This is a genomic window from Haemophilus haemolyticus (assembly GCF_003351405.1).
GTDB lineage: Bacteria > Pseudomonadota > Gammaproteobacteria > Enterobacterales > Pasteurellaceae > Haemophilus > Haemophilus haemolyticus_N.
The window spans coordinates 271,607-298,337 of sequence record NZ_CP031240.1 but is presented as its reverse complement, the minus strand read 5'-3'; the positions used below and the strand labels follow the sequence as shown (position 1 = coordinate 298,337).

The window sequence follows — 26,731 nt, the reverse complement described above, 5'->3', positions numbered from 1 at the left end:
TTCATATACGATTTTTTATAAGTTTGTTAAACTAACAAAAATTTATGTTTTTCTAATTTAATGAATTATCAAGATCGCATTTCTAATATTTTCTCTGTTAATGGCGAATTAAGTCAGAGTATCAAAGGTTTTAGACCTCGAACTGAGCAGATTGAAATGGCGCATGCTGTTGGCGAGTCAATTCAAAATAAATCTTCCCTTGTTATTGAAGCTGGTACGGGTACAGGAAAGACCTTTGCATATCTGGCTCCTGCTTTAGTATTTGGTAAAAAAACAATTATTTCTACAGGATCTAAAAATCTTCAAGATCAGCTTTTTAATCGAGATCTTCCTGCTATTAAAAAAGCCCTTAATTTCACGGGAAAAATTGCTTTGCTAAAAGGTCGGGCAAACTATCTTTGTTTAGAGCGTTTAGATCAAGTGATTGCTCAAGGTGTGCTTGGAGATAAGTCTGTTTTAGCCGAATTAAGTAAAGTACGTACATGGAATAATAGTACTAAAACAGGCGATTTCACAGAATGTATTGAGCTTGCAGAAGATAGCCCTATTATTCCACAACTGACTAGTACAGCGGAAAGTTGTTTAGGTACTGATTGCCCTAATTATTCAGAATGTTATGTAGCAAGTGCGCGTAAAAAAGCATTAAATGCTGATTTGGTTGTAGTTAATCATCACTTATTTTTTGCTGATATGGCTGTAAAAGAAAGTGGTTTTGGCGAACTTATTCCAAATGCAGAAGTGATTATTTTTGACGAAGCTCACCAGTTACCAGATATTGCCAGTCAATATTTTGGTCAATCTTTAACATCGCGCCAGCTTTTTGATTTATGCAAAGATATTAATATTGTCTACCGCACGGAACTTAAAGATATGCAACAGCTTGGCACAACATCGGACACTTTACTGAAAATTGTACAAGATTTTCGCTTATTACTGGGTAATGGGAGTAATGTTCGTGGAAATTGGCGTGAGCTTTACAGGCAAAGTGCGGTGAAAAAAGCCGTTGAATTATTACAAGAGAAAATAGATTTTTTAGCTGAGGTAATTAAATTAGCGCTTGGTCGCTCCCAAACTTTGGATAGCATTTTTGAGCGTCTTGAATCCATTAAAATTCAGCTCAAGCGTTTATCTGAAACAAATATTGTGGGTTATTGTTATTGGTATGAAGGAAATGGTCGCCAGTTTGGTTTACATATTACGCCATTGACGGTGGCCGATAAATTTGGTGCTCAGCTCGAAGCTAAAGAAGCAGCTTGGATATTCACATCCGCGACATTAGAAGTAGGTGGAACCTTTAATCATTTCTGCCAACGTTTAGGCATTGAAGATGCTACACAAAAAATTTTACCGAGTCCCTTTAATTATTCTGAACAGTCTTTACTTTGTGTGCCTCGATATTTGCCGAATACGAATCAGGCTAATACATTAAGCTCTCTAGGAGAAATGTTATTACCTGTGATTGAAGAAAACAAAGGGCGTTGCTTTGTTCTTTGCACTTCTTATTCAATGATGCGTGGTTTAGCAGAGTATTTTCGTGAAAAAAGTCATCTTTCAATTTTATTACAAGGCGAGACCTCAAAAGGCAAATTACTCGAGCAATTTATAAAAGAAACGCATAGCGTTTTGGTGGCAACCTCTAGCTTTTGGGAAGGTGTAGATGTGCGCGGCGATGCACTTTCTTTAGTCATTATTGATAAACTTCCTTTTACTGCGCCAGATGAGCCTTTGTTGAAAGCCCGTATTGAGGATTGTCGTTTGCAAGGTGGCGATCCATTCAATGACATTCAAATTCCTGAAGCGGTGATTACGTTAAAACAAGGCGTTGGACGTTTAATTCGCGATGTTACAGATCGTGGCGTTGTGATTATTTGTGATAATCGATTAGTGATGCGCAATTATGGCGAAACTTTTTTGAAAAGTTTACCTAACTCAAGTCGTACCCGTGATCTAAACAAAGTGATACAATTCTTACAAAATAAATAAACGAGAATAATAATGCAAAATTTAACTTTATTGTCGCTAGATACTTCTACTGAAGCCTGTTCAGTCGCCTTATTTCATCGTGGCGAGAAAACACATATAAATGAACTAGCACAACGCACACACACTAAACGAATTTTACCTATGATTGATGAAATTTTGGCAAATTCTGGTTTACGTTTAAATCAAGTTGATGCCCTTGCCTTCGGTCGTGGTCCTGGTAGTTTTACAGGCGTTCGTGTTGGTGCTGGGATTGCACAAGGTTTGGCATTTGGTGCTGATTTACCTGTCATTCCTATTTCAAATTTAACCGCGATGGCACAGGCAGCATTTGAATTACATCAAGCAGAAAATGTCGTTGCAGCGATTGATGCCAGAATGAATGAAGTTTATTTTTCTCAATTAATGAGAGAAAAAGTGCGGTCTGATGTCGAGGAATTTTTTCAATGGCGAGAAATCATAACTGAACAAGTTTGTTCCCCAGAACAAGCAATTAAACAGCTTCGAGATGATAATGCATTTAGAGTCGGGACTGGTTGGGCAGCGTATTCTCAATTTACTGAAAAAGATCTAACAAGCTCAGATATAGCGTTACCTAATGCATTATATATGCTGGAGCTCGCGCGAGTAGAATACTTGCAAAAACGCACAATTTCAGCTTTAGAGATTGAACCGATTTATTTGCGAAACGAGGTTACTTGGAAAAAATTACCAGGACGTGAATAAGTTTAAATAACAGGAGGATAGAAAATGAAAGGCAAAATCACCTTATTTTTTACCGCACTTTGCTTGGGATTGACAGGCTGTATGGCACCGCCGAAAGGGTTAGAAGAAGAGCGATTCTCTATTAATTCCTATCGTGAGATTTCCCCTCAAGATTTAACCTGTCATTGTAAAACTGTTCGATTGGGAGGGAAAATTGTTCAGGCGACTGTTTTACCAAACCGAACAAAAATTGAAGTGTTAAGTTTACCGTTATCATCAATTTCAGGTAAACCATTCGTTGAATTTCAATCAGATGGCCGCTTTATTGTGTATTTCAACGGCTTTGTGGACCCTGAAAATTTAAAAGAGCGTTATATTACTGTAGGTGGGCAATTAGTTGGAACAGAAAAAGGCAAGATAGAACAAGCTGATTATACTTATCCTGTTATTCAACCTGATAAATACCGTATTTGGACACTCAGTACTACTTATGAGTATCCAACAGATGATTGGGATGAAGATGATGATTGGGGATTTTTTAGATGGAGACATCGTCCTTGGTATGTTCAGCCTGAAATTCGCTATTATTTGAATTAAATGATAAAATCTTAAAGATTTTCCAACAAATTAGGATAAAAAATGGAAAAAATTTGGTTTCAAAATTATCCAGAAGGTTCTGAAAAATTTCTGGATACTTCAAAATATGAATCTATTTTGGATATGTTCGACAAAGCTGTGCGCGAACATCCAGATCGCCCCGCTTACATTAATATGGGGCAAGTACTTACTTTTCGTAAATTAGAAGAGCGCAGTCGTGCATTTGCCGCGTATTTGCAAAATGAATTTAAACTTCAGAGTGGTGATCGCGTGGCATTAATGATGCCAAATCTATTGCAATATCCCATCGCACTTTTTGGTATTTTACGGGCTGGCTTAATTGCAGTAAATGTCAATCCTCTTTACACACCGAGAGAATTAGAGCACCAGTTGCAAGATAGTGGTGCGGTAGCGATTGTCGTGGTATCAAATTTTGCTTCTACCTTGGAAAAAGTCGTTTTCAATACCAATGTCAAACACGTTATTCTTACCCGAATGGGCGATCAACTTTCATTTGGTAAACGTACTTTAGTCAATTTTGTCGTGAAATATGTGAAAAAACTCGTGCCAAAATATAAATTACCGCACGCAGTGACGTTCCGAGAAGTGTTGAGTATTGGTAAATATCGACAATACGTTCGTCCTGAGATGGAACGCGAAGATTTAGCCTTTTTACAATATACTGGCGGTACAACTGGTGTAGCGAAAGGTGCGATGCTAACGCACGGAAATATTATAACCAATGTATTCCAAGCAAAATGGATTGCTGAACCATTTATCGGTGATCATTCTCGCACTCGCTCAGCTATTTTAGCCTTGCCTCTTTATCACGTATTTGCCTTAACGGTGAACTGCTTATTATTTTTAGAGTTAGGTGTAACGGCGATCTTAATCACTAATCCGAGAGATATTGAAGGATTTGTGAAAGAATTGAAAAAATATCGTTTTGAAGCAATCACTGGTGTGAATACCTTATTTAATGCCTTATTAAATAATGAAAACTTCAAAGAAGTTGATTTTTCTGCGTTGAAACTTTCTGTAGGTGGTGGTATGGCTATTCAACAGTCTGTAGCAACACGTTGGCATGAATTGACGACCTGTAACATCATTGAAGGCTATGGAATGACGGAATGTTCGCCATTAATCGCAGCTTGTCCGATTAATGTTGTGAAACATAATGGCACTATTGGTGTGCCAGTGCCAAATACTGATATAAAAATCATTAAAGATGATGGTTCAGATGCAAAAATTGGCGAACCCGGTGAATTATGGGTGAAAGGTGACCAAGTAATGCGGGGTTATTGGCAACGACCAGAAGCAACTAGCGAAGTTTTAAAAGATGGTTGGATGGCAACTGGCGATATTGTCATTATGGATGAATCATATAGCTTACGCATTGTGGATCGTAAAAAAGATATGATTTTGGTTTCTGGCTTTAATGTCTATCCAAATGAAATTGAAGATGTCGTTATGCTGAATTACAAAGTTGCAGAGGCTGTGGCAATTGGTGTTCCTCATGAAGTTTCTGGTGAAACTATTAAAGTATTTGTGGTGAAAAAGGATGATAGTTTAACTCGCGATGAACTTCGAAACCATTGTCGTCAATATCTCACAGGATACAAAGTGCCAAAAGAAATTGAGTTTCGAGACGAACTGCCAAAAACTAATGTAGGTAAGATTTTACGTCGGGTTTTACGCGATGAAGAGATCGCAAAACGTTCAAAACATTAATGTCAAAATGGGATAGCAATATCCCATTTTTGTTCTTTTTAAATAAAAATCACTATGATAAAAGAATGTCAAAATACACCGCATTTTACGGTTATTACGGATAATACTTCGCTATTGGAAATTTGCAATTTGGCTCAGCAGCAAAGTGCGGTTGCCCTAGATACAGAATTTATGCGTGTTTCCACTTATTTTCCTAAGTTGGGATTAATCCAACTTTATGATGGAGAGCGTGTCTCTTTAATTGATCCTTTAGCGATTACGGATTTTTCGCCTTTTGTTGCATTGTTATCCAATTCTAAGGTATTAAAAATCTTACATTCTTGTAGCGAGGATTTATTGGTTTTCTTACAAGAATTTGATCAGCTTCCACACCCAATGATTGATACGCAAATTATGGCGCGCTTTCTTGGACTTGGCACATCAGCAGGATTGGCAAAATTAGCACAACAATACTTAAATGTAGAAATCGATAAAGGCGCAACACGGACGAATTGGATCAAACGCCCACTTTCTGATATTCAACTTCAATATGCGGCAGGGGATGTTTGGTATTTGTTGCCGCTTTATCATATTCTTGAAAAAGAGTTAGCGAAAACACCTTGGGAACAAGCAGTAAGAGATGATTGCGAACTTGCACTTTCTAAAACCCATAAATTACAAGAACGAGATTCAGAAAAAGCGTATTTAGATATTCCAAATGCTTGGAAATTAAATCCATTAGAATTGTCTCGTTTAAGAATTTTGGCGCAGTGGCGACAAAACGTCGGAATAGAACGTGATTTAGCACTTTCTTATATTGTGAAATCAGATAATCTTTGGAAAGTGGCAAAGAATAATCCACGTAATACATCTGAAATGTTGGAAATGGGATTAAGTGAAAATGAAGTGCGTGTACGTGGTAAGAAGATTTTGCAATTACTTGCTCAAGCAAGACGTGTTTCTTCTAATGACTATCCAAAACCTATTGAACGTATTTCTGAAGATCCTCGTTATAAAAAAACAATTCGATTGTTGCAAGAAAAAGTGAATAGCTTAACACCAGAAGGTTTAACCCCTGAAATCGTTGCAAGTAAACGCACTTTGGAAGAATTGATTAAATGGGTTTGGAAATATGATTGTTCTCAAGGCAAACTACCAGAGTTGCTGATTGGATGGCGCAAACCTATTGGTGAAAAGTTAGTTGATGTACTTAAGTAAATATAAAAAAGCGTTGAGCAAATAGCTCAACGCTTTTAGTTTTTACTCGTAGAGTTTTTTCACTTGTTCAGGTGTCATCACTCGTTGGTATTTACTAAATTCTTTTGCCATATAGTAAGCACCAAAATTTGTTAAGTGATCTTGATCAGCATACAAATATTTTCCTTCTGCCATAACGCTATCTTTGGGTAAATACTGTTGAGCATCTACCCAATAAACATTAGGTATATCTTTGACTAAATCGTGAATGATTTTGTTACTAGCATCAATATCGCCCATACGATGAATTGGAGTCAAATATTTTTCAAGTCCATAATTTTCTAATAAATATCCACGCAGTGGAGAACGGCTTACTGAACTATTATTAGCAAAAACATATACTGGTTTTTGCATAGCTAATTGTTTCACTGTATTTTTAAAACGCACTTTAAAGTCTGGTTCAATGAAAGTTTCGGGTCTAAAGCGAGGTACTGGTTGTCCGCCCATTTTCAAGTCATAAAATGCTGAAATAAATATCGCTTTATATTGAGAATCTTTCTGCCACACAGATTGACAATTAGGATCTAATTGGTATTTATCATTCACAATAAAGCTACATTCAAATTTATCTTTGAAAATATCTGCTTTCCAGCCTTCTTTATTCCCCACATAATTTAGAAAAGCTTCTAAATGTGCAGAATGAGAATCACCTAGAATGATAACCTTAGCAGGATAATGATTTTCATTAGAAACAGGAATTGATTGTTCAATGTATTCTTTTTCAGCTCGTATTGTTTGTCTTTTATAAAGATTAAATCCTAATAGTAAAAGAGAAGGAATAAAATAAATATAAAGAAAACTTTGTTTAAAGTTTAGTTTCGATTTTCTAATTGGCTGTTCGATTAAATAATAACTTAGAACTGAAAAGATTATTGTTAATACTGTTACTATAGCAATAGATTGATTATTAATTTGTTTTTCACCTGTTATATAATAAGCTAGTGCAATAAAAATCCAATGGTATAAATAGAGTGAATAAGAAATTTTTCCAATAAACACTATAGCTTTATTAGACAAACATAATTTAATGATATTATTTTGAGATGTGGTATGAATAATTAATGCTGTAAAAATACAAGGGAGAATTAAAGTTACACCCGGAATAAATGCAATATCATTATTCATTAAAAATAAGCAGGAAAATAATAGTAATGTACTTAATATTGCAATAACATTGGTTGCTTGCTTGCTTGCTTGCTTGCTTGCTGAAAGATTATGATAAATTGCTAGTAACGATCCCACAAGTAATTCCGGGAATCTTAGGTTAGATAAATAATAGATATTAGGCTGATGCAATACTTCTTTGTAAAAAGAAGCTGGAATAAAAGAAGTAGAAAGTAAGATAAAAAACAAAATTAGCGTTATAATAAACAATACTTTAATTTCTCTAAACTTTTTATAAGCTAAAATTAGGATAAGTGGAAAAATAAGATAGTATTGTTCTTCCACAGCTAATGACCAAATGTGCAATGCAGGATTTTCATTCGCACTTAAATCAAAATAACCTTGTGTTAATCCTAGATAGAAATTAGATAGGAATGCAATAGCTAATTCAATCGTTTTTCTTAATTTATTGAAATCATTATAAATAAAGATAGCAGACGCAATGAAAGATACTAATGCCATTACTGTAATAAAAGCAGGATAAATTCGTTTAATTCGTCGAGTATAAAATTGTTTAAACGAAAAAGAATTCTGTTGAATTTCTGTGATAATAATACCGGTAATCAGAAAGCCAGAAATAACAAAGAAAATATCTACCCCAAGAAAACCGCTTGGTAACCAGTTTTCATTAAGATGATAAATAATGACAGAAATAACTGCAATCGCTCGTAACCCATCAATTTCTGGGCGATATTTAATAGATGACATAATATTCCTTTAATAAAATATAAACCGCACCTTGATTTATGCACTAAAAAGTGCGGTTATTTTTTGTGTGTTTTTATACGTTGAATCGGAAGTGCATTACATCGCCATCTTGTACGATGTAATCTTTGCCTTCTAAACGCCATTTACCCGCTTCTTTTGCACCATTTTCACCGTTGAATTGGATAAAGTCTTCATAAGCGATAACTTCTGCTCGGATAAAGCCTTTTTCAAAGTCGGTGTGGATTACAGCTGCTGCTTTTGGTGCGGTTGCTCCAACTGAAACTGTCCAAGCTCGTACTTCTTTTACGCCGGCAGTGAAATAAGTTTGAAGATTTAAAAGTGCGTAACCCGCACGAATTACGCGGTTCAATCCCGGTTCTTCAATGCCTAAATCTTGTAAAAACTCGACTTTTTCTTCATCATCAAGTTCTGCAATTTCAGCTTCAATTGCAGCACATACAGGGACAACAACTGCCCCTTCTTTTGCAGCAATTTCACGAACGCGATCTAAGTATGGATTATTTTCAAAGCCATCTTCATTTACGTTTGCGATATACATTGTTGGTTTTAAAGTTAAGAAGTTATAACTCTTGATTGCTTGCAATTCTTCTTTATCTAACCCAACAGAGCGAATCATCCCCGCATTTTCAAGTACAGGAAGAATTTTTTCCATAACGGAAAGTTCAAATTTAGCCTCTTTGTCGCCACCTTTGGCACGTTTTTGCAAACGTTGGATCGCGCGTTCGCAGCTGTCTAAGTCTGCTAAGGCTAATTCGGTATTGATGGTATCAATGTCATCTTGTGGGTCAATTTTCCCAGCAACGTGCACGATATCGTCATTTTCAAAGCAACGAACGACGTGGCCGATCGCATCGGTTTCACGAATATTAGCGAGGAATTTGTTACCTAAGCCTTCACCTTTACTTGCTCCCGCAACTAAGCCTGCGATGTCCACAAATTCCATCGTGGTTGGTAATACGCGTTCAGGTTTAACGATTTCTGCCAATGCATCTAAACGCGGATCTGGCATTGGCACGACACCTGTATTGGGTTCGATAGTACAGAATGGATAGTTTGCGGCTTCAATACCAGCTTTAGTGAGCGCGTTAAAAAGAGTAGATTTGCCTACATTTGGCAATCCCACAATACCACATTTGAATCCCATAATTTTTCCTTATTTTGAGTAAAACGGTTGTAAAACTAACCGCACTTTTAAATTTTGAAACTGTTTAAACGGTTGGTCGCTTTGACCATTCCATCTTTGAAAATCATTTCTACACAATCAGTTGCCTCATCTAGCACTTTTTCAAGTGCATCACGATCTGCCGGTGAGGGCTTATTTAAGACGTAACCTGCCACTAAATCACGATGGCCAGGATGCCCAATGCCAATGCGTAAACGGTAGAAATTATTGTTATTGCCTAGTTGAGCCACAATATCTTTTAAGCCGTTATGTCCACCGTGCCCGCCACCTTGCTTGAGTTTTGCTGTGCCTGGTGGTAAATCTAATTCATCATGAATCACTAAAATTTCTTCAGGTTTAATACGGTAAAAACTTGCCAATACCCCAACCGCTTTACCGCTTAAATTCATAAAAGTTGTTGGCACTAAAAGGCGCACTTCTTTCCCATTCACTATAGTGCGGGCAGTTTTTCCGAAGAATTTACTTTCTGGATTTAGCGAAACGTTAAAACGACGTGCCAAGCGTTCAATAAGCCATTCTCCCGCATTGTGGCGTGTATCGGTATATTTATCGCCAGGATTTCCTAAACCAACAATAAGTTTTATTTCTGACATTTTTATTTGATGATGTAAAAAATAGTGGCGTATTGTAGCGAAAAAGCCTTAAATTCTCAATCTATAACGCTAAAACAAGCGGCTATAATTGAGGGAATTTATTGCTCGTGATTTATGATTAAAAGTCACCGCACTTTTCCGTTATAATGGTTAAAATTTTTTAACAAAGAAGTAAAAATGAATCAGATTAACATTGAAATCGCTTATGCTTTGCCCGAACGTTATTATTTGAAATCTTTTCAAGTTGATGAAGGAATCACCGTGCAAACTGCGATTACTCAATCAGGGATTTTAAGCCAATTTCCAGAGATTGATTTGAGCACAAATAAAATTGGGATTTTCAGTCGTCCAATAAAATTGACTGATGTATTAAAAGAGGGCGATCGTATTGAAATTTATCGTCCATTACTTGCTGATCCAAAAGAAATTCGTCGTAAACGTGCAGCAGAGCAAGCTGCAGCCAAAGACAAAGAAAAAGGAGCTTAAAAATGACCGCACTTTCATCTGTTGATTTTTGTTTACCTGAACATATCACGCCAGAAATTTTTCTACGTGATTATTGGCAGAAAAAGCCACTTGTGATTCGTAACGGTTTGCCTGAAATTGTTGGGCAGTTTGAGCCACAAGATATTATTGAGTTTGCACAAAATGAAGATGTTACTGCTCGTTTAGTGAAGACATTTTCTGATGATGATTGGAAAGTTTTTTTTAGCCCTTTAAGCGAGAAGGATTTTCAAAAATTACCAGAAAAATGGTCGGTATTAGTTCAAAATTTGGAGCAATGGTCGCCTGAATTAGGACAACTTTGGAACAAATTTGGCTTTATTCCTCAGTGGCAACGTGACGACATTATGGTGTCTTACGCGCCGAAAGGTGGCTCTGTTGGTAAACATTATGATGAGTATGATGTATTCCTGGTGCAAGGATATGGTCATCGTCGTTGGCAATTAGGTAAATGGTGTGATCCAAGTACCGAATTTAAACCCAATCAGCCAATCCGAATTTTTGATGATATGGGTGAATTAGTCATTGATGAAGTGATGAATCCGGGCGATATTCTCTATATTCCGGCCCGTATGGCGCATTATGGTGTGGCTGAAGATGATTGTTTAACCTTTTCTTTTGGCTTACGTTATCCAAATTTAAGCAATTTAATTGATGGCGTAAGTAAAGGTTTTTGTCATCAAGATCCTGATTTGAATTTAAGCGAGTTTGATTTACCACTACGTTTAAGCCAGTCTGAACAACGTACAGGTAAACTTGCGGATGAAAATATTCAAGCAATGAAACAGTTTTTATTAGATAAATTGGCTCATTCAGAAGCTTTTGATGCTTTGTTTAAGCAAGCCGTAGCAAGTGCAGTGAGTTCTCGTCGTTACGAGTTATTAGTCTCTGATGAAATGTGTGATCCTGATGAAGTGCGGTCAATTTTAGAAGAGGATGGGGCATTCCTTTCTCAAGACAATAATTGTAAATTGCTTTATACCGAAAATCCGCTGCGAATTTATGCTAATGGCGAGTGGTTAGATGAGCTTAATGTGATTGAGACCGAAGTGTTGAAACGCTTATCTGATGGTGAAAGTTTGGATTGGGCATTTCTATCTAATTTAGTGAATGAAACCGAAGATCCTGAAATCTCAATGGATTTACTATTGGATTCCATTTGTAACTGGGTTGATGATGGTTGGGCGTTAATTGAATAATATGTCAGACAATATTTATTCCGTATCTCAACTCAACTCTGCTGCGCGTCAAATGCTCGAAGGGAATTTTTCACAAATTTGGTTAACGGGTGAAATTTCTAATTTTACGCAACCCGTGTCTGGGCATTGGTATTTAACGCTGAAAGATGAAAATGCACAGGTGCGTTGTGCGATGTTTCGCATGAAAAATTTGCGTGTTGCTTTTCGTCCACTAAATGGGATGCAAGTGCTTGTGCGTGCCAATGTGAGTTTATATGAGCCTCGTGGTGATTATCAGCTTATTATTGATTCCATGCATCCAGCTGGTGAAGGCCTGTTGCAACAGCAGTTTGAAGCATTAAAAATGAAGTTGGCTGCGGAAGGATTGTTTTCTCAAAATCTTAAGAAAAATCTACCGCACTTTAGTAAAGCGGTTGGGATTATTACTTCTTCTACAGGTGCGGCATTGCAAGATATTTTGCATATTTTGGCACGCCGTGATCCAAGTTTAAAAGTCGTCATTTATCCCACTGCAGTACAAGGCAAAGAGGCGACAGCAGAAATTGTGCAAATGATTGAACTTGCCAATCTGCGACAAGAAGTGGATGTATTAATTGTGGGGCGTGGTGGTGGTTCATTAGAAGATCTTTGGTGTTTTAATGAAGAAGACGTGGCTCGTGCGATTTTTCGTTCAACCTTACCCATTGTCAGTGCGGTAGGTCATGAAACAGATGTGACGATTGCTGATTTTGTTGCAGATCTTCGTGCGCCGACCCCTTCTGCTGCGGCTGAATTAGTGAGTCGTAATCAAGATGAATTATTGCAACAACTTAGCCATCAACAACAACGTTTAGATATGGCATTTGATCGTTTATTTACGCTAAAAAGCCAGCGTTTGAAACAGATAATCTTACGATTGCAAAATCAACATCCACAGAATCAGTTACGCGCTCAACAAGCGAAAAATGAACAGCTTACGCATCGCTTGCAACTTGCTATGTTGCGTCAGTTTGAAAATACACAACAACAATTCACCGCACTTTCCTCTCGTTTGAAACAAAATCCATTGCCATATCGAGTGCAACGTCACCAACAACGCTTAGAGCAGTTACAAGTGCGGTTAAATTTTTGTGTAAATCGCCAAGTGACGGAACGTCAAAATAAACTGGCAACGTTATGTGGAAAACTGGATGGCTTAAGCCCGTTGAAGGTATTGGCAAGAGGTTATTCCATTGCAGAGAACCCGCAAGGTAAAGCCATTGTTAGCGTGAACGATGTAAATCAAGGGGACTTAATTACAACTCAAGTGGCTGATGGAAAAATTGTGAGTAAAGTTTTGTAGGATGCCTATTTCATAAAAATGGAGTGAAATACTGTTTCACTTACTTCTAAAAAATAATGCTGTGATTGTTGAATAAATAATCATGGCATTTTATTTTTTTGTGACTCACTTCAAACTTTCAACAAAAAGTGGAAACCTTCTATTTTTTTTGTAGTCTTTTAAGCGTATGATTTTGCGCTCAGTTTTGGAGAAAAAGATGTCAGAAATTCAACACTTTAGCCAACAAGATATAGAAATATTGGGTGAACAAACTTTGTATGAAGGTTTTTTCACACTCAAGCGAATTCAATTTAAACATAAGCTTTTTGCTGGTGGAGAAAGCGGTGTGGTAACGCGTGAATTACTTATTAAAGGTGCGGCCTCTGCTGTCATCGCTTATGATCCAAAAGAAGATTCGGTGATTTTAGTTGAACAAGTTCGTATTGGCGCGGCTTATCATCCTGAATCTAATCGTTCGCCTTGGTTACTCGAATTAATTGCAGGTATGGTGGAAAAAGGTGAAAAGCCGGAAGAGGTTGCTTTGCGTGAGAGTGAAGAAGAAGCGGGAATTCAAGTAAAAAATTTAACTCATTGCTTAAGTGTGTGGGATAGCCCAGGTGGAACAGTGGAGCGAATTCATTTATTTGCTGGTGAGGTTGATAGTTCACAAGCAAAAGGTATTCACGGTTTGGCTGAAGAAAATGAAGACATTCGAGTACACGTAGTAAAACGTGAACAGGCGTATCAATGGATGTGCGAGGGGAAAATTGATAATGGCATTGCAGTGATCGGTCTGCAGTGGCTTCAATTAAATTATGCTCAGTTACAACAAAGTTGGAAATGTAGTTAGGGAGCATTAATGAAAAATACGTTTGTTTATCAGGCGGAAAAGCCTGTTATTAAGTTATTACAAATTACGGATCCCCATTTATTTAAAGATGAAAGCGCAGAATTATTGGGGGTAAATACACAAGCAAGTTTTGCTCAAGTATTAAAGGAAATTCAGCGAGAAAATCATGAGTTTGATGTGATCCTTGCTACTGGTGATCTTGTGCAGGATAGTAGTGATGAGGGTTACTCTCGTTTTGTAGAAATGATGAAACCTTTCAATAAACCTGTGTTTTGGATTCCTGGAAATCACGATTTTCAGCCTAAAATGGCAGAATTCTTAAATCAGTCACCAATGGATGGGGCAAAACATCTTCTACTAGGCGAGCATTGGCAAGCTTTATTATTAGATAGCCAAGTTTATGGTGTGCCACATGGACAGCTAAGCCAGCATCAACTCGATTTATTAAAAGAAACCTTAGAAAAAAATCCTGAACGTTATACGTTGGTTGTATTACACCATCATTTATTACCAACTAATTCTGCGTGGCTTGATCAACATAATCTTCGTAATTCTCATGAATTAGCAGAAGTGCTTGCGCCTTTTACGAATGTGAAGGCCATTTTGTATGGGCATATTCATCAAGAAGTAAACAGTGAATGGAATGGTTATCAAGTGATGGCAACGCCAGCGACTTGTATTCAATTTAAACCTGATTGCCAGTATTTTTCTCTTGATACGTTACAGCCCGGTTGGCGTGAAATTGAGCTACATTCAGATGGTTCAATTCGTACGGAAGTAAAGCGCATTCAGCAAGCGGAATTTTTGCCGAATATGCAAGAAGAAGGGTATTAATCAAACTAAAGTGCGGTGAAAATTCACCGCACTTTTTTCCAGTTAGAAATGGTACGCATCAGTAAATGTGTACCATTTTTTTATGATTTTATTACACAATCACAACTTGTTCTGCATCGTCTTCAGCATGTTCAATATGCCCGATTAACCATGCATTCTCACCCGCTTGTTTTAAGATCGCTAATGCAGTGTCCACTTGTTCCTGAGGAAGTGCAATTACCATGCCTACACCACAATTGAAAGTTCGGTACATTTCATATGTGTCGATATTGCCTTTTTCTTGTAACCAATTAAACACGGAAGGCCATTTCCAGCTTTTTTCATCAATTACTGCTTTGGTGTTTTTAGGCAAGACTCTCGGAATGTTTTCCCAGAAACCGCCACCTGTTAAATGCGCAATCGCATGTACATCGGCTTGCTTAATAAGTGCTAACACGGATTTGACATAGATTTTTGTTGGCGCAAGTACATGTTCGCTTAATGGTTTATTATCAAGTAGTTCTGTTGCAAGATTAACGCCCGCGACATCAATCACTTTACGAACTAAAGAATAACCGTTTGAATGTGGGCCACTGGAACCCAACGCAATTAACGCATCGCCATTTTTTACACGGCTACCATCAATAATTTCAGATTTCTCTACAACGCCTACACAGAATCCGGCTAAATCATAATCGCCTGCATGATACATGCCTGGCATTTCTGCTGTTTCGCCCCCCACTAATGCACAACCCGATTGCACACAACCATCAGCAATCCCTTTTACAACGTCAGTAGCTACATCAACATCTAGTTTTCCTGTTGCATAATAATCTAAGAAAAATAGCGGTTCAGCACCTTGAACGACTAAATCATTTACGCACATAGCGACTAAATCAATGCCAATGGTGTCGTGTTTTTTTAAATCAATGGCTAAGCGTAATTTCGTGCCGACGCCATCGGTGCCCGATACTAAAACAGGCTCTTTATATTTGCTTGGTATTGCACATAAGGCGCCAAATCCACCTAATCCTCCGATCACTTCCGCACGAGTGGTACGTTTCACTTCAGGTTTAATTCGTTCAACCAAGGCATTGCCAGCATTAATGTCAACTCCGGCATCCTTATAGCTTAATGATTGTTTGCTCACAGTGTTTTCCTATATCGATAAGTATTGAAAAATAAATTGCGATTTATTTTAACAGTTTAAGCAAACGTTTGCGATTTAAATTTTGAGATAAAAAAAGACCGCGCTTTAGAAAAAGTGCGGTCGAGTTTGACATTGTTTTTAACGATTCGCGAGTTCAAAAATCATCGCTTCTGCTTGGCAACTAAAAGTGAAAGAGGCATTTAGTTGAACGCCGTCTTCAACTGCCACGATTTCGCTTTTAATTTCGCAAGGATCACTTTCTGTATCGCGTGCTTTCTTCGTTAATCGTTCAAGCGCTGCATTGGCATCAGCTTCTGTGCTATAAACTTGATGCACTTCTACGCTACAGTCAGAGCCATCAATAATCGTGCCTACATCAACACAGCTACAAGTTAAGGATTCTTCTGCTTTGCATTTTACGGTCATTTTCTTTTCCTTATATGAATATTTTTGCGCATTTTATCATTTTTCTTTTTCTCCATAAATGACAAAAATTGAACAAAATAGCCCATTAAATGTAAAAAGTTCCCGCTAACTGGTCGGAACTCTAATAAAAACAAGGAAATGAATTTGCACTCAATAGATTCGGGTTTTAGAATCGCCCAGGTTTTTATTTATAACAAAGGTTTCCAAATGAAAAAATTTAATCAATCTGTATTAGCAACTGCGATGTTATTAGCAGCTGGTGGGGCAAATGCTGCAGCGTTCCAATTGGCGGAAGTATCGACTTCAGGTCTTGGTATGGCTTATGCGGGTAATGCAGCAGTAGCAGATAATGCATCTGTAGTGGCTACCAACCCTGCGTTAATGACTGAGTTTAAAAAAGCAGAGTTTTCTGTTGGTGGTGTTTTAGTTGATGCAGATGTTGATGTTGCTGGATCTATTGGTGGCGTACCTGCTAATCATAAAAATGTGATTCCAAATGCAATCGTTCCAAACATGTATGCTGTTGTTCCTGTCACAGAGCGTTTCGCATTAGGTGGAGGATTAAACGTAAATTATGGTTTGAAATCTGAGTATGGCAATCAATATGCTGCTGGTGTTTATGGCGGTAGAACAGAATTGACAGCATTAAACTTTAATTTAAGTGGGGCATATGATCTTGGTTATGGATTTAGTGCAGGTTTTGGTTTAAATGCGATTCACTCAGATGCAGAGGTTGAACGTCATCTAGGCATCGGTGGTAAAGCGATTGCACCTAAGTTAAAGGTTCTAGCTCAAGCTATTCAGAATAATGATTCTGAGCGAGCAGACAAGTTAAAAACTACTGCGGATCAATTGGGAAGTATGCCATCAAATACATCTGTATCAAAAATTAAAGGTGATAAATGGAGTCTTGGTTGGAATGTAGGGATAACTTATAAGTTAAATGAAAACCATCGCTGGGGCTTAGCATATCACTCTGCTGTAAATGTTAAATTTAAAGGTGAATATTCAAATCAGTTCCCTGTTGATTATAATGCATTACTCCCAGCCTTAGCAGCTTCTGGCGTTTCCTTACCGATTAGTCAAGCCACTGGTGGAAAAAATGTGCCAGGAAGTTTAACGTTAAATTTACCAGCTTATTGGGAATTCTCTGGTTTCCATAAAATCACGGATAAATTAGCTGTTCAATATAGTTATAAATATACTGAATGGAAACGTTTAAAAAGCTTAACAGCATATGGTAATACTGGTAATACCTTATTCCATAAGGATGAGAAATTTAGTAATGCATCACGCTATGCTCTAGGTTTTTCTTATAATGCAAATGACGCATTGACATTGAGAGCAGGCGTTGCATACGATAAGAGTGCAAGCGTAAATCATCCTTCTATTTCAATTCCAGATACAGATCGTATGTGGTATAGCTTAGGTGCAACTTATCGTTTTACACCAAATCTATCTGCTGATTTCGGATATTCACATTTACGTGGTAAGAAAAATAGCTTTAAAGAAGGCTTATCTGGTCAATTTAAAGTGGCTTCTAAAGCTAATCTTTACGGTTTAAATATTAACTACCGTTTCTAATTTAGAAAAAATCAAGGATAATAAAGCACACTTCCACACGAAGTGTGCTTTTCTTTTATAAAACAAGGCGAAAAATGACTGCACTTTATTACACTTATTACCCCTCGCCAGTCGGACGACTTTTGATTTTATCTGACGGCGAGAGCATTACGCATATTGATTTTGAAAAAGAGCAATATGCGCCTAATTCCAAATGGCACAAGCAAGATGAATTGCCTGTTTTTCAAAAAGTGCGGTTGGCTTTTGAACGATATTTTAATGGGAAAGTTGAGCGTTTTTCTGACATTCCCTTAAAACCTGAAGGCACAGCGTTTCAACAAGCAATTTGGCAAGCTTTACGCGAAATTGATTATGGCGAGCTTTCCACTTATGGCGATCTTGCGTTACGGATTAATAATCCTAAAGCTGTTCGTGCCGTAGGAGGTGCGGTAGGGAGTAATCCGATTAGTATTATTATTCCTTGTCACCGCATTTTAGGTAAAGATCGTACTTTAACTGGTTTTGGCGGTGGCTTAGAGGCAAAACGTTTTTTATTACAGCTAGAGAAAATTCCCTATATTGATAAAGGCACTGAAAACACTAAGCCTCGCTTTTTTAAGAAATATCACGAATGATTCCACAAACTCTTGAACAATTGCTTTCCCAAGCGCAATCAATTGCTGGCTTAACTTTTGGAGAGTTAGCTGATGAACTGCATATTTCTGTTCCGCCTGATTTAAAACGTGATAAAGGCTGGGTGGGGATGTTATTAGAGCGCGCTTTAGGCGCAACGGCAGGAAGTAAAGCTGAACAGGATTTTTCTCATTTAGGTGTTGAACTTAAAACATTGCCGATTGATGCTGAGGGTTATCCTCTTGAAACCACCTTTGTGAGCCTTGCCCCATTAGTACAAAATTCAGGGGTTAAATGGGAAAGTTCTCACGTTCGTCACAAACTTTCTTGTGTACTTTGGATGCCTATTGAAGGCAGCCGTCATATTCCATTACGTGAACGCCATATCGGCGCGCCAATTTTATGGAAGCCAACCACTGAGCAAGAACGTCAATTAAAACAAGATTGGGAAGAATTGATGGATTTAATTGTACTTGGCAAATTGGATCAAATCACCGCTCGAATTGGTGAGGTTATGCAACTTCGCCCGAAGGGGGCAAATAGTCGAGCAGTGACAAAAGGCATAGGAAAAAATGGCGAAATTATAGATACCTTGCCTTTAGGTTTTTATCTAAGAAAAGAATTTACCGCTCAAATTTTGAAAGCGTTTTTAGATGTAAATTCGCTTTAACTTGATTTTAAGACTCGTCAAAAACACGAAAAAAACCTACCGCACTTTTTAGATTGTTGCCATAAAAAATTAAAGGGATCCGATTTCGTTCCCAAGGTGGTACGCTTAATTCTTGCCAGATTTTTTTTATATCTTCTCTTGGTCGTTTAGGATGATGTTTAACTTTACCCGAATAGCTAAAGCGAACAGAAATAGGCAAGTCCGTTTTTTCTAGCGTGACAGAGTAATCCTGCCAGTAGAAAATCAGATTATGTTTATTTTCTTGAACTGTGAGATTGCCTAAATTATCAGGTAAACTTAACGTGTTTTGTTCTAATTTTAGGCTGCATTTAGTTAGATCAGAAAACGGCTTAGTTAAATATAAACTATCTTGATAACGTCGAATGACTTTATTTACAAGATGAAATTGAGGGTTTGCGTCTTCTTTTGCAAAAACAACATCATTAATAAGTTGTGTAAGCTGACGTTTACTTGGCATTTCAAGTTGGTTTTCGGCAAGCCACATACGCAAAAGTGCGGTTTGTTTTGCAGGTGAATATTGGCGAAATTGGAGCAGTTTAAATTGATTTTTAATTTGACAATGTTCTGCAAAGGATTCGCTCAATAAATCATTAATTAATTGTTGCTGCTCAAAACAATGTTGTGCGGAACGTTGTACGACTGAATCAAAATGTGCCCAGCGCTCACGGAATTCTGGCAAAATTTTATTGCGCAAGAAATTGCGATCGTATCGATTATCCTCATTACTTTCATCTGTAATCCAGTTGAGATTTTCTTTTTGCGCGTAACCTTCTAACTGTGTGCGAGTAAAGCCTAACAAAGGGCGTAAAATTGGCATGTCGAATAATACGCTTTGTTGTTGCATAGCGCCTAAGCCTTTTAGCCCACTACCACGTTTTAGGGCTAAGAAAAAGGTTTCAGTTTGATCATTTAGATGATGTGCCGTGACGAGTACTTCTTGTGTTTTAAGGTATTTTTTTATGGCTTGATAGCGTGCTGCACGTGCGCCAGCCTCAATGCCATTGGTTTTATCTACTTGTACTCGCTCGATAACCAATGGAATTTGAAATTGATCGCATAAGTTTTGGCAGTGCTTGGCCCAATTATCTGCGTTTTGGCTTAATCCGTGATGAATATGGATTGCTCGTACTGATGGCTGCAAGTGCGCTTGTTTTTGACGAAGTTTTGCAAATAAAGAAAGAAGTACAGTGGAATCCAAACCACCACTCAAGGCGATAAGAAATCCTTGAGCAGAGGTCTGTTTGAGTTGTTTTTCAATGTCTGAAAGTAAGTCCATTAGGCGACTTTTTCAGCTTTATAATTGCTGCTTGGATTAAGGATTTCAAAACGTGCGGCAATCGTTTGTAATTCGTAAGAACCTAGTTCAAAGGTGGTTTTCATTACGCCCGCTACTTCATTATTCATAGCTTCAAAAGCTTCAACATCAGATTTGCCATTGAGTAAATTTGCTAAGAATGTACCCGCAATTAAATCGCCCACGCCCACTGGCTCAAAGTTGAATTGATAAAGCGGACGGCTTAAATGCCAAACTCCCTGTGGGGTTGCCATAATAATTTCAAATGTATCAGGATCGTTGATTTTACCTGCACTTCCTAAATGTTTAACGAGAACTTTTTTCACGCCTTTTGCAATTAACGCATTCACTGCTTTTAATACATCATCAAAGGTATTAATTGGGAATTCGGTGAGCTGACGCAATTCATGCAAGTTTGGCGTCATAATATCTGCCACTGGAATCGCTTTTTCAATAAGTGCTTCGCGAACACCATTGGCAACCACGCAGATTTTTTTCGGATGTGGCATCACTGGGTCACATAAATAAAGCGCATTTGGATTACGCAGTTTGATTTGTTCTAATGCAAACAGAATTTGATCAACTTGTTCTGCAGATCCTAAATAACCTGATAGTAAGGCATCACATTCTTGTAGTTTTTCAATGTTATCGAGTCCGGTCACAATTTCTCGGATTTGTTCTTGTGGAATTACCATGCCAGTCCATTTTCCGTATTGTGTGTGATTGGAAAATTGAACGGTATTTAATGCCCATACATCGACACCTAACAACTGCATTGGAAAAGTCGCGGATTTGTTACCCGCAAAACCATAGACTACGTGGGATTGGATCGAAAGTACATTTTTCATTGTGTTTGCTCCTTTGTTGTTATATTTAGATCAAAAAAGAGCGGCAAAAATCACCGCTCTTTTAGAATGTCAGTTAGCAATAACCGTAAGACATTAAACGTTCATAACGTCTATTTAATAATTCTTCTTTGCTTAGTCCATCGAGCTCTGCTAAATCTTCTTTTAAACGAAGTTTTAAGTTTTCTGAAATTTTCGCATAATTGCGATGTGCGCCGCCTAAAGGTTCTTGCACAATGCTATCGATGAGATTTAATTCTTTCAAACGGCTTGCGGTTAATCCCATTACTTCTGCTGCTGTTGATGCTTTTTCTGCGCTTTTCCAAAGAATAGACGCACAGCCTTCTGGAGAAATAACAGAATAGGTTGAATATTGTAACATATTAACTTTATCGCCCACGCCAATAGCTAATGCACCGCCAGAACCGCCTTCACCGATAACGGTACAAATAACGGGAACGGTAAGTTGCGCCATTTCGCGTAAGTTACGAGCAATAGCTTCCGCTTGACCGCGCTCTTCTGCGCCAATACCCGGATAAGCTCCCGGGGTATCAATAAATGTGATAATTGGCAATTTAAAACGTTCAGCCATTTCCATTAAACGTAAAGCTTTACGATAGCCTTCAGGTGCCGGCATACCAAAATTGCGTTGTACTTTTTCTTTTACGGAACGACCTTTTTGATGACCAATCACCATCACTGGGCGACCATCTAAACGTGCAAGACCACCAACGATCGCTTTATCATTAGCAAATGCGCGATCACCTGCAAGTTCTTCAAATTCAGTAAAAATATGTTCGATATAATCTAATGTATAAGGGCGGTTTGGATGACGCGCCATACGTGAAACTTGCCAAGCATCGAGGTTAGCAAAGGTTTTTTTAGTGAGTTCGTTACTTTTCTTTTGTAAGCGTTTGATTTCATCAGTTAAATCAACTTTATCATCCGATGCTGCGCGTAATGCTTCAATTTTTGCTTCTAATTCGGCAATCGGCAATTCAAAATCTAAATATTCTTGGCTCATTTTCTTATCCTAAAAAGACCGTAAAAATTGACCGCACTTTATCAAGAATTAAAGTGTGGCGCAAATGGTTTTCACTGGTTGGGCAAGCTTATAATCGCTCTTTTTTGAAGAGTGATAAGACAAATAAAAACGCTGAACAAATGACAACGGAAGGCCCTGCAGCGGTATCATAAAAGGCTGATAATATTAGCCCAGCTATAATCGATAACATACTGACTACAATTGCCCAGCCCACCATAGATTCTGGCGTTCTCGCAAAACGACGAGCGGTTGCCGCAGGAATTATTAATAACGATGTGATTATTAATGCACCGACAAATTTCATGCTCAAGGCAATAGTCAATGCGGTTAATATCATTAAAATAAAACGCATTTTTTTGATATTAATGCCTTCAACTTGAGCGAGTTCTGGCGATACGGTGGTGGAAAGCAAGGATTGCCAAAAGTAAATTAATGTTGAAAGCACAATTATCACGCCAATCCCGATATAAATTAAATCGGTATAATTAATTGCGAGCAAATCCCCAAATAAGTAACTCATCAAATCTACTCGTACATTCTGTAGTAATCCTACTGTTACAACCCCGAGAGATAAACAGCTATGGGCGATAATGCCGAGCAAGGTATCAATAGAAAATTGCGTATTGCTTTCTAACCACACCATTGCGATAGCAAGAATTAAGGTAAGCACGACAATCGCAATGTAAGGATTGACTTGTAAGAAAATACCTAATGCCACGCCTAGCAAGGCAGAATGAGAAAGGGTGTCACCAAAATAAGCCATTTTCCGCCACACCACGAATACGCCAAGTGGTGCGGTAATAAGTGAAAGCAAAATGCCTGTTAAAAGGGCAGGAAATAAAATCTCAAACATTATTTATCCTTATTTTGACAATGCACTGCTGATGAATTACAACCGCACACATCACCGTGTAAGGTGTGGTGATGATTATGATGATGAGTATAAAAGCCGACATTTTGTGCGAGTTGATTTCCCCATAAACGCATAAATGTTGGATCATTTGAGAGAACATCAGGCGTGCCAGCACAGCAAATATGTTGGTTAATACATAATACTTCTTTACTATCCGCCATCACAATGTGTAAATCGTGTGATACCATCAATACGGCACAATTTAGTTTTTGTTGGGTTTGATGAATGAGCTGATAAAGCTCTGCTTGCCCAGTAATGTCTACGCCTTGAGTGGGTTCGTCTAGCACAAGTAAATTTGGTTTATTTAAAATTGCACGCGCCAATAATACGCGTTGCATTTCACCGCCAGAAAGTTTTTGCATATTACTTTTGCGTAAATGTGAAATCGAAAGTTGCTCAAGTGCGGTGGATATTTCTTGTGTTTTAAGGCCTTTTTTTAGTGAAAGAAATCGCTCAACCGTAATAGGCAAACTATGATCCAAATGGATTTTTTGTGGTACATAACCAATGCGAACATTTTTACTATAAATGACTTCACCAGAAGTTGGCGTTTGTAGTTTTAATAAGGTTTTTAATAACGTTGATTTGCCACCACCATTTGGCCCAACAATAGTGATAATAGAATTCGGATAAATATTTAAATTAATATTTTGTAGTGCAGTTTTTTGTGCGAAAACCACATTGATATTTTTTAATTGAATGAGCGGTTGTGGGTTTTGCTCGTTGTGAATGGCTGTGATATTCATAAAATCGTCGTGTTTTCAACAATGGTTGGGGAAAATAACGCATTTTTATAGAATTCTCAAGATTTTCTACCCAATGTCGAATATTTAAGCGTTTGAATAATGCTTTTCCCGTAGAAATGAATTTTCTTTATAATATGTAGTCTGAATGCTGAAAACTTTTTTATTTTAGGAATCCTTGTGCAACACGTAAAATTAGCTAGAGATAGAAGAAAAAAACGCTCTCGTATTAAAGAGGGAGTGTTTTTTATTGCTATTTTACTGATTTTCTCAGGGATTTTACTCACTCTAAAAGATAATTCAGAACATCATGATTCACCAGAACAAGTCATTCCTGCAGTGGTGGATAATGTTGAATATCAATCATTAAATACCTCAAATAAACAAGAAGAAAAAACAGCACAAACTTCAGTAGAACATCAGACAACAGAGCATCTTAATGATGAAGATGCAACATCTTATGATGATGAATTACAGGCTAAAGATGATGAAGTTGATGAAGTGAAGCCTTCAACAGATGATCTGGATAATTTGCCGCAAAATGCACAAGATGCATTAAGTGGCTTATTAGATGCTGCAGATCAAGCAATTCGTATTACCGATCAATTTAGTCATACAGTGACGCGTGGCGATAGCTTAAAAGACGTATTGGAACTTTCTGGTTTGGAAGATGATACCGCACAGCGTTTAATTGCTGTGGACGGGGAATTGGCAAATTTGAAAGCGGGTCAACAGTTCTATTGGATTTTAGATAAAAATGATGAGCTAGAATATTTAAATTGGCTTGTATCTGAAAAAGAAGAACGTATTTATGAACGTGTTGAAGGTGGCAAATTTAAGCGTCAAGTTGTTGAAAAAACAAGTGTTTGGCGAAAAGAAGTATTAAAAGGTGAAATTAACGGGACGTTTGCGGCTAGCTTAAAAGTTCAGGGATTGGATAATCGTCAAATCAACCAATTAACTACCGCACTTCAATGGCAAGTGAGTATTCAGAAGTTGAAAAAGGGGACTAAATTTGCAATTTTAGTTTCTCGTGAATATTTAGGCGATAAACTCACAGGTCAAGGTAATGTTGAGGCGTTACATATTTCGTCTGAAGGTAAGAGTTATTATGCGGTTCAGGCTGCGAATGGTCGTTACTACAGCCAACAAGGGGAAACCTTAGGTAAAGGTTTTGCTCGTTATCCATTGCAACGACAAGCACGAGTTTCTTCACCATTTAATCCAAATCGTCGTCATCCAGTAACTGGGCGTGTACGACCGCATAAAGGTGTGGATTTCTCCGTTTCTCAAGGTACACCGATTATCGCTCCAGCAGATGGCGTAGTTGAAAAAGTCGCATATCAGGCTGGTGGCGCAGGACGTTATATTGTGATGCGTCACGGACGAGAATATGAGACTGTTTATATGCATTTAAGTAAACCGCTTGTACGCGCAGGACAAGAAATTAAAAAAGGTGAGCGAATTGCGCTTTCTGGTAATACAGGAATTTCAACTGGGCCACATTTACACTATGAATTCCATATTAATGGACGGGCGGTCAATCCGTTGACGGTTAAATTGCCTGGCACAAGTAGTGGTATGGGAACTGCTGAACGGAAACAATTCCTTGTTCGCGCACGTGAAGCAGAGCGAATATTAAAATTATAATCATATAAAGTGCGGTTAAAATTTACCGCACTTCTTGTCTAGGCATTATCCACGGCAAAAGAAATCACTTCATTAATTTTCTCACAACCTAATGCAACCATAATCAGACGATCTACTCCCAGCGCCACACCAGAAGAGTTTGGTAAGCCTGCTTCTAATGCAGCCAGGAAACGTTCGTCAATATCTCGAACTGGCAATTCATGTTTCTTTCTTTGTTGATTATCCAATTCAAAACGATGTCTTTGTTCTCGTGCATCTGTCAATTCATGGAAACCATTTGCCAGTTCTAACCCTTTGTAATAAAACTCAAAGCGTTCTGCAACTCGCTGATCTTCTGGGCTCACTTGTGCTAGGGCTGCTTGTGTTGAAGGGAAATGATAAACCGCAACAGGTCGATCTTTTCCTATTTGAGGTTCAACGACTTCACTAAACAAAAACTGTAATAAGGTATCACGATCTTCATTATCTTCAGCCATAAAGTTATGTTTATGCGCCGCTTCGATTAATGCTGAACGTTCTGCTGATAAGGGATCTAAGCCTACATATTCTTGGAAAACAAACTGATAGCTTAAACTTTCTGCAGGTGGGCAATCTAAAATTTGTTGGAGTAAATCATCCACTTCATTAATTAAACGATGCATACTAAAGTGCGGTCGGTACCATTCCAACATGGTAAATTCTGGATTATGGCGATTACCGGCTTCTTCATTACGGAATACTTTACTGATTTGGAATATCGGTCCACTGCCTGCAGCTAGCAAGCGTTTCATATGATATTCAGGGCTTGTAGAAAGCCAAAGTGTTTTGGATTGTTCACCAAAAGGCGCGAGAAATTCTGTGCTAAATGTGGAAAGGTGCAAATCAGTAACGCCAAATTCGCTTAGAACAGGTGTCTCAACTTCAAGCAAGCCTCGCTCTGTAAAAAATTGACGAATTTCAGCAATAATTTTTGCACGTTTAAGCAGATTTTTTATATCGGCAGAAGGTTGCCAATGAGTAAGTACGGTCATTTTTATTCCCATTTTTAAATTTACATCATTGTAAACGAGAGCCCTTCTCAACTCAATCTAAGCTTTTTTGAGGTAGATCACAAAATCATCCTTTTCCTCTTTCCCTGCATAAAAAACGTTATTAATTTGTAACAAAAAATGGCAGAATGGACTCATTAGATTACCCTTTTAGGGTGATTTCTAT

The 26,731-nt window shown here is 37.9% G+C and carries 25 protein-coding genes; 14 read left to right on the top strand and 11 right to left on the bottom strand.

Going from position 1 to position 26,731, the window contains the following annotated elements; all coding sequences use genetic code 11:
- Nucleotides 1-60 precede the first annotated feature (60 nt).
- From DV427_RS01405 to rnd, 5 genes are read left to right on the top strand one after another with little or no spacing between them, the layout of a single operon-like run.
- Nucleotides 61-1,983, top strand: coding sequence for a DNA repair helicase YoaA (locus tag DV427_RS01405; RefSeq protein WP_114891055.1), 1,923 nt, complete (start codon nt 61-63; stop codon nt 1,981-1,983).
- Between the two features lie 12 nt (nt 1,984-1,995).
- Nucleotides 1,996-2,706, top strand: coding sequence for a tRNA (adenosine(37)-N6)-threonylcarbamoyltransferase complex dimerization subunit type 1 TsaB (gene tsaB, locus DV427_RS01400; protein ID WP_114891054.1), 711 nt, complete (start codon nt 1,996-1,998; stop codon nt 2,704-2,706).
- 24 nt (nt 2,707-2,730) lie between these two features.
- Complete coding sequence (locus tag DV427_RS01395) at nt 2,731-3,282, top strand: Slp family lipoprotein (protein WP_114891053.1); 552 nt, start codon at nt 2,731-2,733, stop codon at nt 3,280-3,282.
- A 42-nt stretch (nt 3,283-3,324) separates the two neighbouring features.
- A complete protein-coding gene (gene fadD, locus DV427_RS01390; protein ID WP_114891052.1) occupies nt 3,325-5,013 on the top strand; it encodes a long-chain-fatty-acid--CoA ligase FadD in 1,689 nt (562 codons plus the stop codon).
- Between the two features lie 54 nt (nt 5,014-5,067).
- Nucleotides 5,068-6,210, top strand: coding sequence for a ribonuclease D (rnd, locus tag DV427_RS01385; protein ID WP_114891051.1), 1,143 nt, complete (start codon nt 5,068-5,070; stop codon nt 6,208-6,210).
- A 42-nt stretch (nt 6,211-6,252) separates the two neighbouring features.
- On the opposite strand, the gene DV427_RS01380 is transcribed toward rnd, so the two are convergent.
- The 3 genes from DV427_RS01380 to pth all read right to left on the bottom strand — a co-directional run bounded on the left by DV427_RS01380 (nt 6,253) and on the right by pth (nt 9,918).
- The gene (locus DV427_RS01380) at nt 6,253-8,121 is read right to left on the bottom strand and encodes an acyltransferase family protein (protein WP_114891050.1); all 1,869 of its coding nucleotides are present in this window, start codon (nt 8,119-8,121) and stop codon (nt 6,253-6,255) included.
- A 73-nt stretch (nt 8,122-8,194) separates the two neighbouring features.
- Nucleotides 8,195-9,286 carry a redox-regulated ATPase YchF gene (gene ychF / locus DV427_RS01375; RefSeq protein ID WP_114891049.1) on the bottom strand — a complete coding sequence of 364 codons (1,092 nt, stop codon included), beginning with the start codon at nt 9,284-9,286 and terminating at the stop codon, nt 8,195-8,197.
- Nucleotides 9,287-9,333: 47 nt separating this feature from the next.
- Entirely contained in the window at nt 9,334-9,918 is a 585-nt protein-coding gene (pth, locus tag DV427_RS01370) for an aminoacyl-tRNA hydrolase (protein WP_114891048.1), read from the bottom strand.
- A 177-nt stretch (nt 9,919-10,095) separates the two neighbouring features.
- Here pth and DV427_RS01365 point away from each other — a divergent pair, with 177 nt between their 5' ends.
- The 5 genes from DV427_RS01365 to cpdA all read left to right on the top strand — a co-directional run bounded on the left by DV427_RS01365 (nt 10,096) and on the right by cpdA (nt 14,605).
- On the top strand, nt 10,096-10,404 hold the full coding sequence (locus DV427_RS01365; protein WP_005639243.1) for an RnfH family protein: 309 nt from the start codon (nt 10,096-10,098) through the stop codon (nt 10,402-10,404).
- Nucleotides 10,405-10,406: 2 nt separating this feature from the next.
- A complete protein-coding gene (locus DV427_RS01360; protein WP_114891047.1) occupies nt 10,407-11,621 on the top strand; it encodes a ribosomal protein uL16 3-hydroxylase in 1,215 nt (404 codons plus the stop codon).
- 1 nt (nt 11,622) lies between these two features.
- On the top strand, nt 11,623-12,942 hold the full coding sequence (gene xseA, locus DV427_RS01355) for an exodeoxyribonuclease VII large subunit (RefSeq protein ID WP_114891046.1): 1,320 nt from the start codon (nt 11,623-11,625) through the stop codon (nt 12,940-12,942).
- Between the two features lie 196 nt (nt 12,943-13,138).
- The gene (gene nudF / locus DV427_RS01350; RefSeq protein ID WP_114891045.1) at nt 13,139-13,771 is read left to right on the top strand and encodes an ADP-ribose diphosphatase; all 633 of its coding nucleotides are present in this window, start codon (nt 13,139-13,141) and stop codon (nt 13,769-13,771) included.
- Between the two features lie 9 nt (nt 13,772-13,780).
- Complete coding sequence (cpdA, locus tag DV427_RS01345) at nt 13,781-14,605, top strand: 3',5'-cyclic-AMP phosphodiesterase (protein ID WP_114891044.1); 825 nt, start codon at nt 13,781-13,783, stop codon at nt 14,603-14,605.
- Between the two features lie 91 nt (nt 14,606-14,696).
- Here the strand turns inward: cpdA and purM are convergent, their stop codons facing one another.
- Together purM and DV427_RS01335 are read right to left on the bottom strand one after the other, a co-directional pair.
- Nucleotides 14,697-15,734 (bottom strand): phosphoribosylformylglycinamidine cyclo-ligase, encoded by a 1,038-nt coding sequence (gene purM / locus DV427_RS01340; RefSeq protein ID WP_114891043.1) that lies wholly within the window; start codon nt 15,732-15,734, stop codon nt 14,697-14,699.
- A gap of 138 nt (nt 15,735-15,872) precedes the next feature.
- Entirely contained in the window at nt 15,873-16,160 is a 288-nt protein-coding gene (locus tag DV427_RS01335; protein WP_114891042.1) for a YfcZ/YiiS family protein, read from the bottom strand.
- Between the two features lie 207 nt (nt 16,161-16,367).
- Here DV427_RS01335 and DV427_RS01330 point away from each other — a divergent pair, with 207 nt between their 5' ends.
- The 3 genes from DV427_RS01330 to mutH all read left to right on the top strand — a co-directional run bounded on the left by DV427_RS01330 (nt 16,368) and on the right by mutH (nt 19,026).
- Entirely contained in the window at nt 16,368-17,744 is a 1,377-nt protein-coding gene (locus tag DV427_RS01330) for an outer membrane protein transport protein (RefSeq protein ID WP_114891041.1), read from the top strand.
- A 74-nt stretch (nt 17,745-17,818) separates the two neighbouring features.
- Nucleotides 17,819-18,358, top strand: a complete 540-nt coding sequence (locus tag DV427_RS01325; protein WP_114891040.1) for a methylated-DNA--[protein]-cysteine S-methyltransferase — start codon at nt 17,819-17,821, stop codon at nt 18,356-18,358.
- Nucleotides 18,355-19,026 (top strand): DNA mismatch repair endonuclease MutH, encoded by a 672-nt coding sequence (mutH, locus tag DV427_RS01320; RefSeq protein WP_114891039.1) that lies wholly within the window; start codon nt 18,355-18,357, stop codon nt 19,024-19,026. Before DV427_RS01325 ends, mutH begins: the two co-directional genes overlap by 4 nt.
- Before the next feature lie 7 nt (nt 19,027-19,033).
- On the opposite strand, the gene tilS is transcribed toward mutH, so the two are convergent.
- From tilS to znuC, 5 genes are all read right to left on the bottom strand, one after another.
- Nucleotides 19,034-20,323 (bottom strand): tRNA lysidine(34) synthetase TilS, encoded by a 1,290-nt coding sequence (tilS, locus tag DV427_RS01315; RefSeq protein WP_114891038.1) that lies wholly within the window; start codon nt 20,321-20,323, stop codon nt 19,034-19,036.
- Complete coding sequence (gene pdxY / locus DV427_RS01310) at nt 20,323-21,189, bottom strand: pyridoxal kinase (RefSeq protein WP_114891037.1); 867 nt, start codon at nt 21,187-21,189, stop codon at nt 20,323-20,325. The genes tilS and pdxY overlap by 1 nt, the downstream gene beginning before the upstream one ends.
- A 73-nt stretch (nt 21,190-21,262) precedes the next feature.
- Nucleotides 21,263-22,210, bottom strand: a complete 948-nt coding sequence (gene accA / locus DV427_RS01305; protein WP_114891036.1) for an acetyl-CoA carboxylase carboxyl transferase subunit alpha — start codon at nt 22,208-22,210, stop codon at nt 21,263-21,265.
- Nucleotides 22,211-22,298: 88 nt separating this feature from the next.
- Nucleotides 22,299-23,084 carry a zinc ABC transporter permease subunit ZnuB gene (gene znuB, locus DV427_RS01300; protein WP_005633994.1) on the bottom strand — a complete coding sequence of 262 codons (786 nt, stop codon included), beginning with the start codon at nt 23,082-23,084 and terminating at the stop codon, nt 22,299-22,301.
- Complete coding sequence (gene znuC / locus DV427_RS01295; protein WP_114891035.1) at nt 23,084-23,890, bottom strand: zinc ABC transporter ATP-binding protein ZnuC; 807 nt, start codon at nt 23,888-23,890, stop codon at nt 23,084-23,086. Before znuC ends, znuB begins: the two co-directional genes overlap by 1 nt.
- 177 nt (nt 23,891-24,067) lie before the next feature.
- On the opposite strand from znuC, the gene mepM reads away from it, so the two are divergent.
- Nucleotides 24,068-25,537 (top strand): murein DD-endopeptidase MepM, encoded by a 1,470-nt coding sequence (gene mepM, locus DV427_RS01290; RefSeq protein WP_162790246.1) that lies wholly within the window; start codon nt 24,068-24,070, stop codon nt 25,535-25,537.
- 38 nt (nt 25,538-25,575) lie between these two features.
- Here the strand turns inward: mepM and epmA are convergent, their stop codons facing one another.
- Nucleotides 25,576-26,547, bottom strand: a complete 972-nt coding sequence (gene epmA, locus DV427_RS01285; RefSeq protein WP_114891033.1) for an elongation factor P--(R)-beta-lysine ligase — start codon at nt 26,545-26,547, stop codon at nt 25,576-25,578.
- Nucleotides 26,548-26,731: the final 184 nt, after the last annotated feature.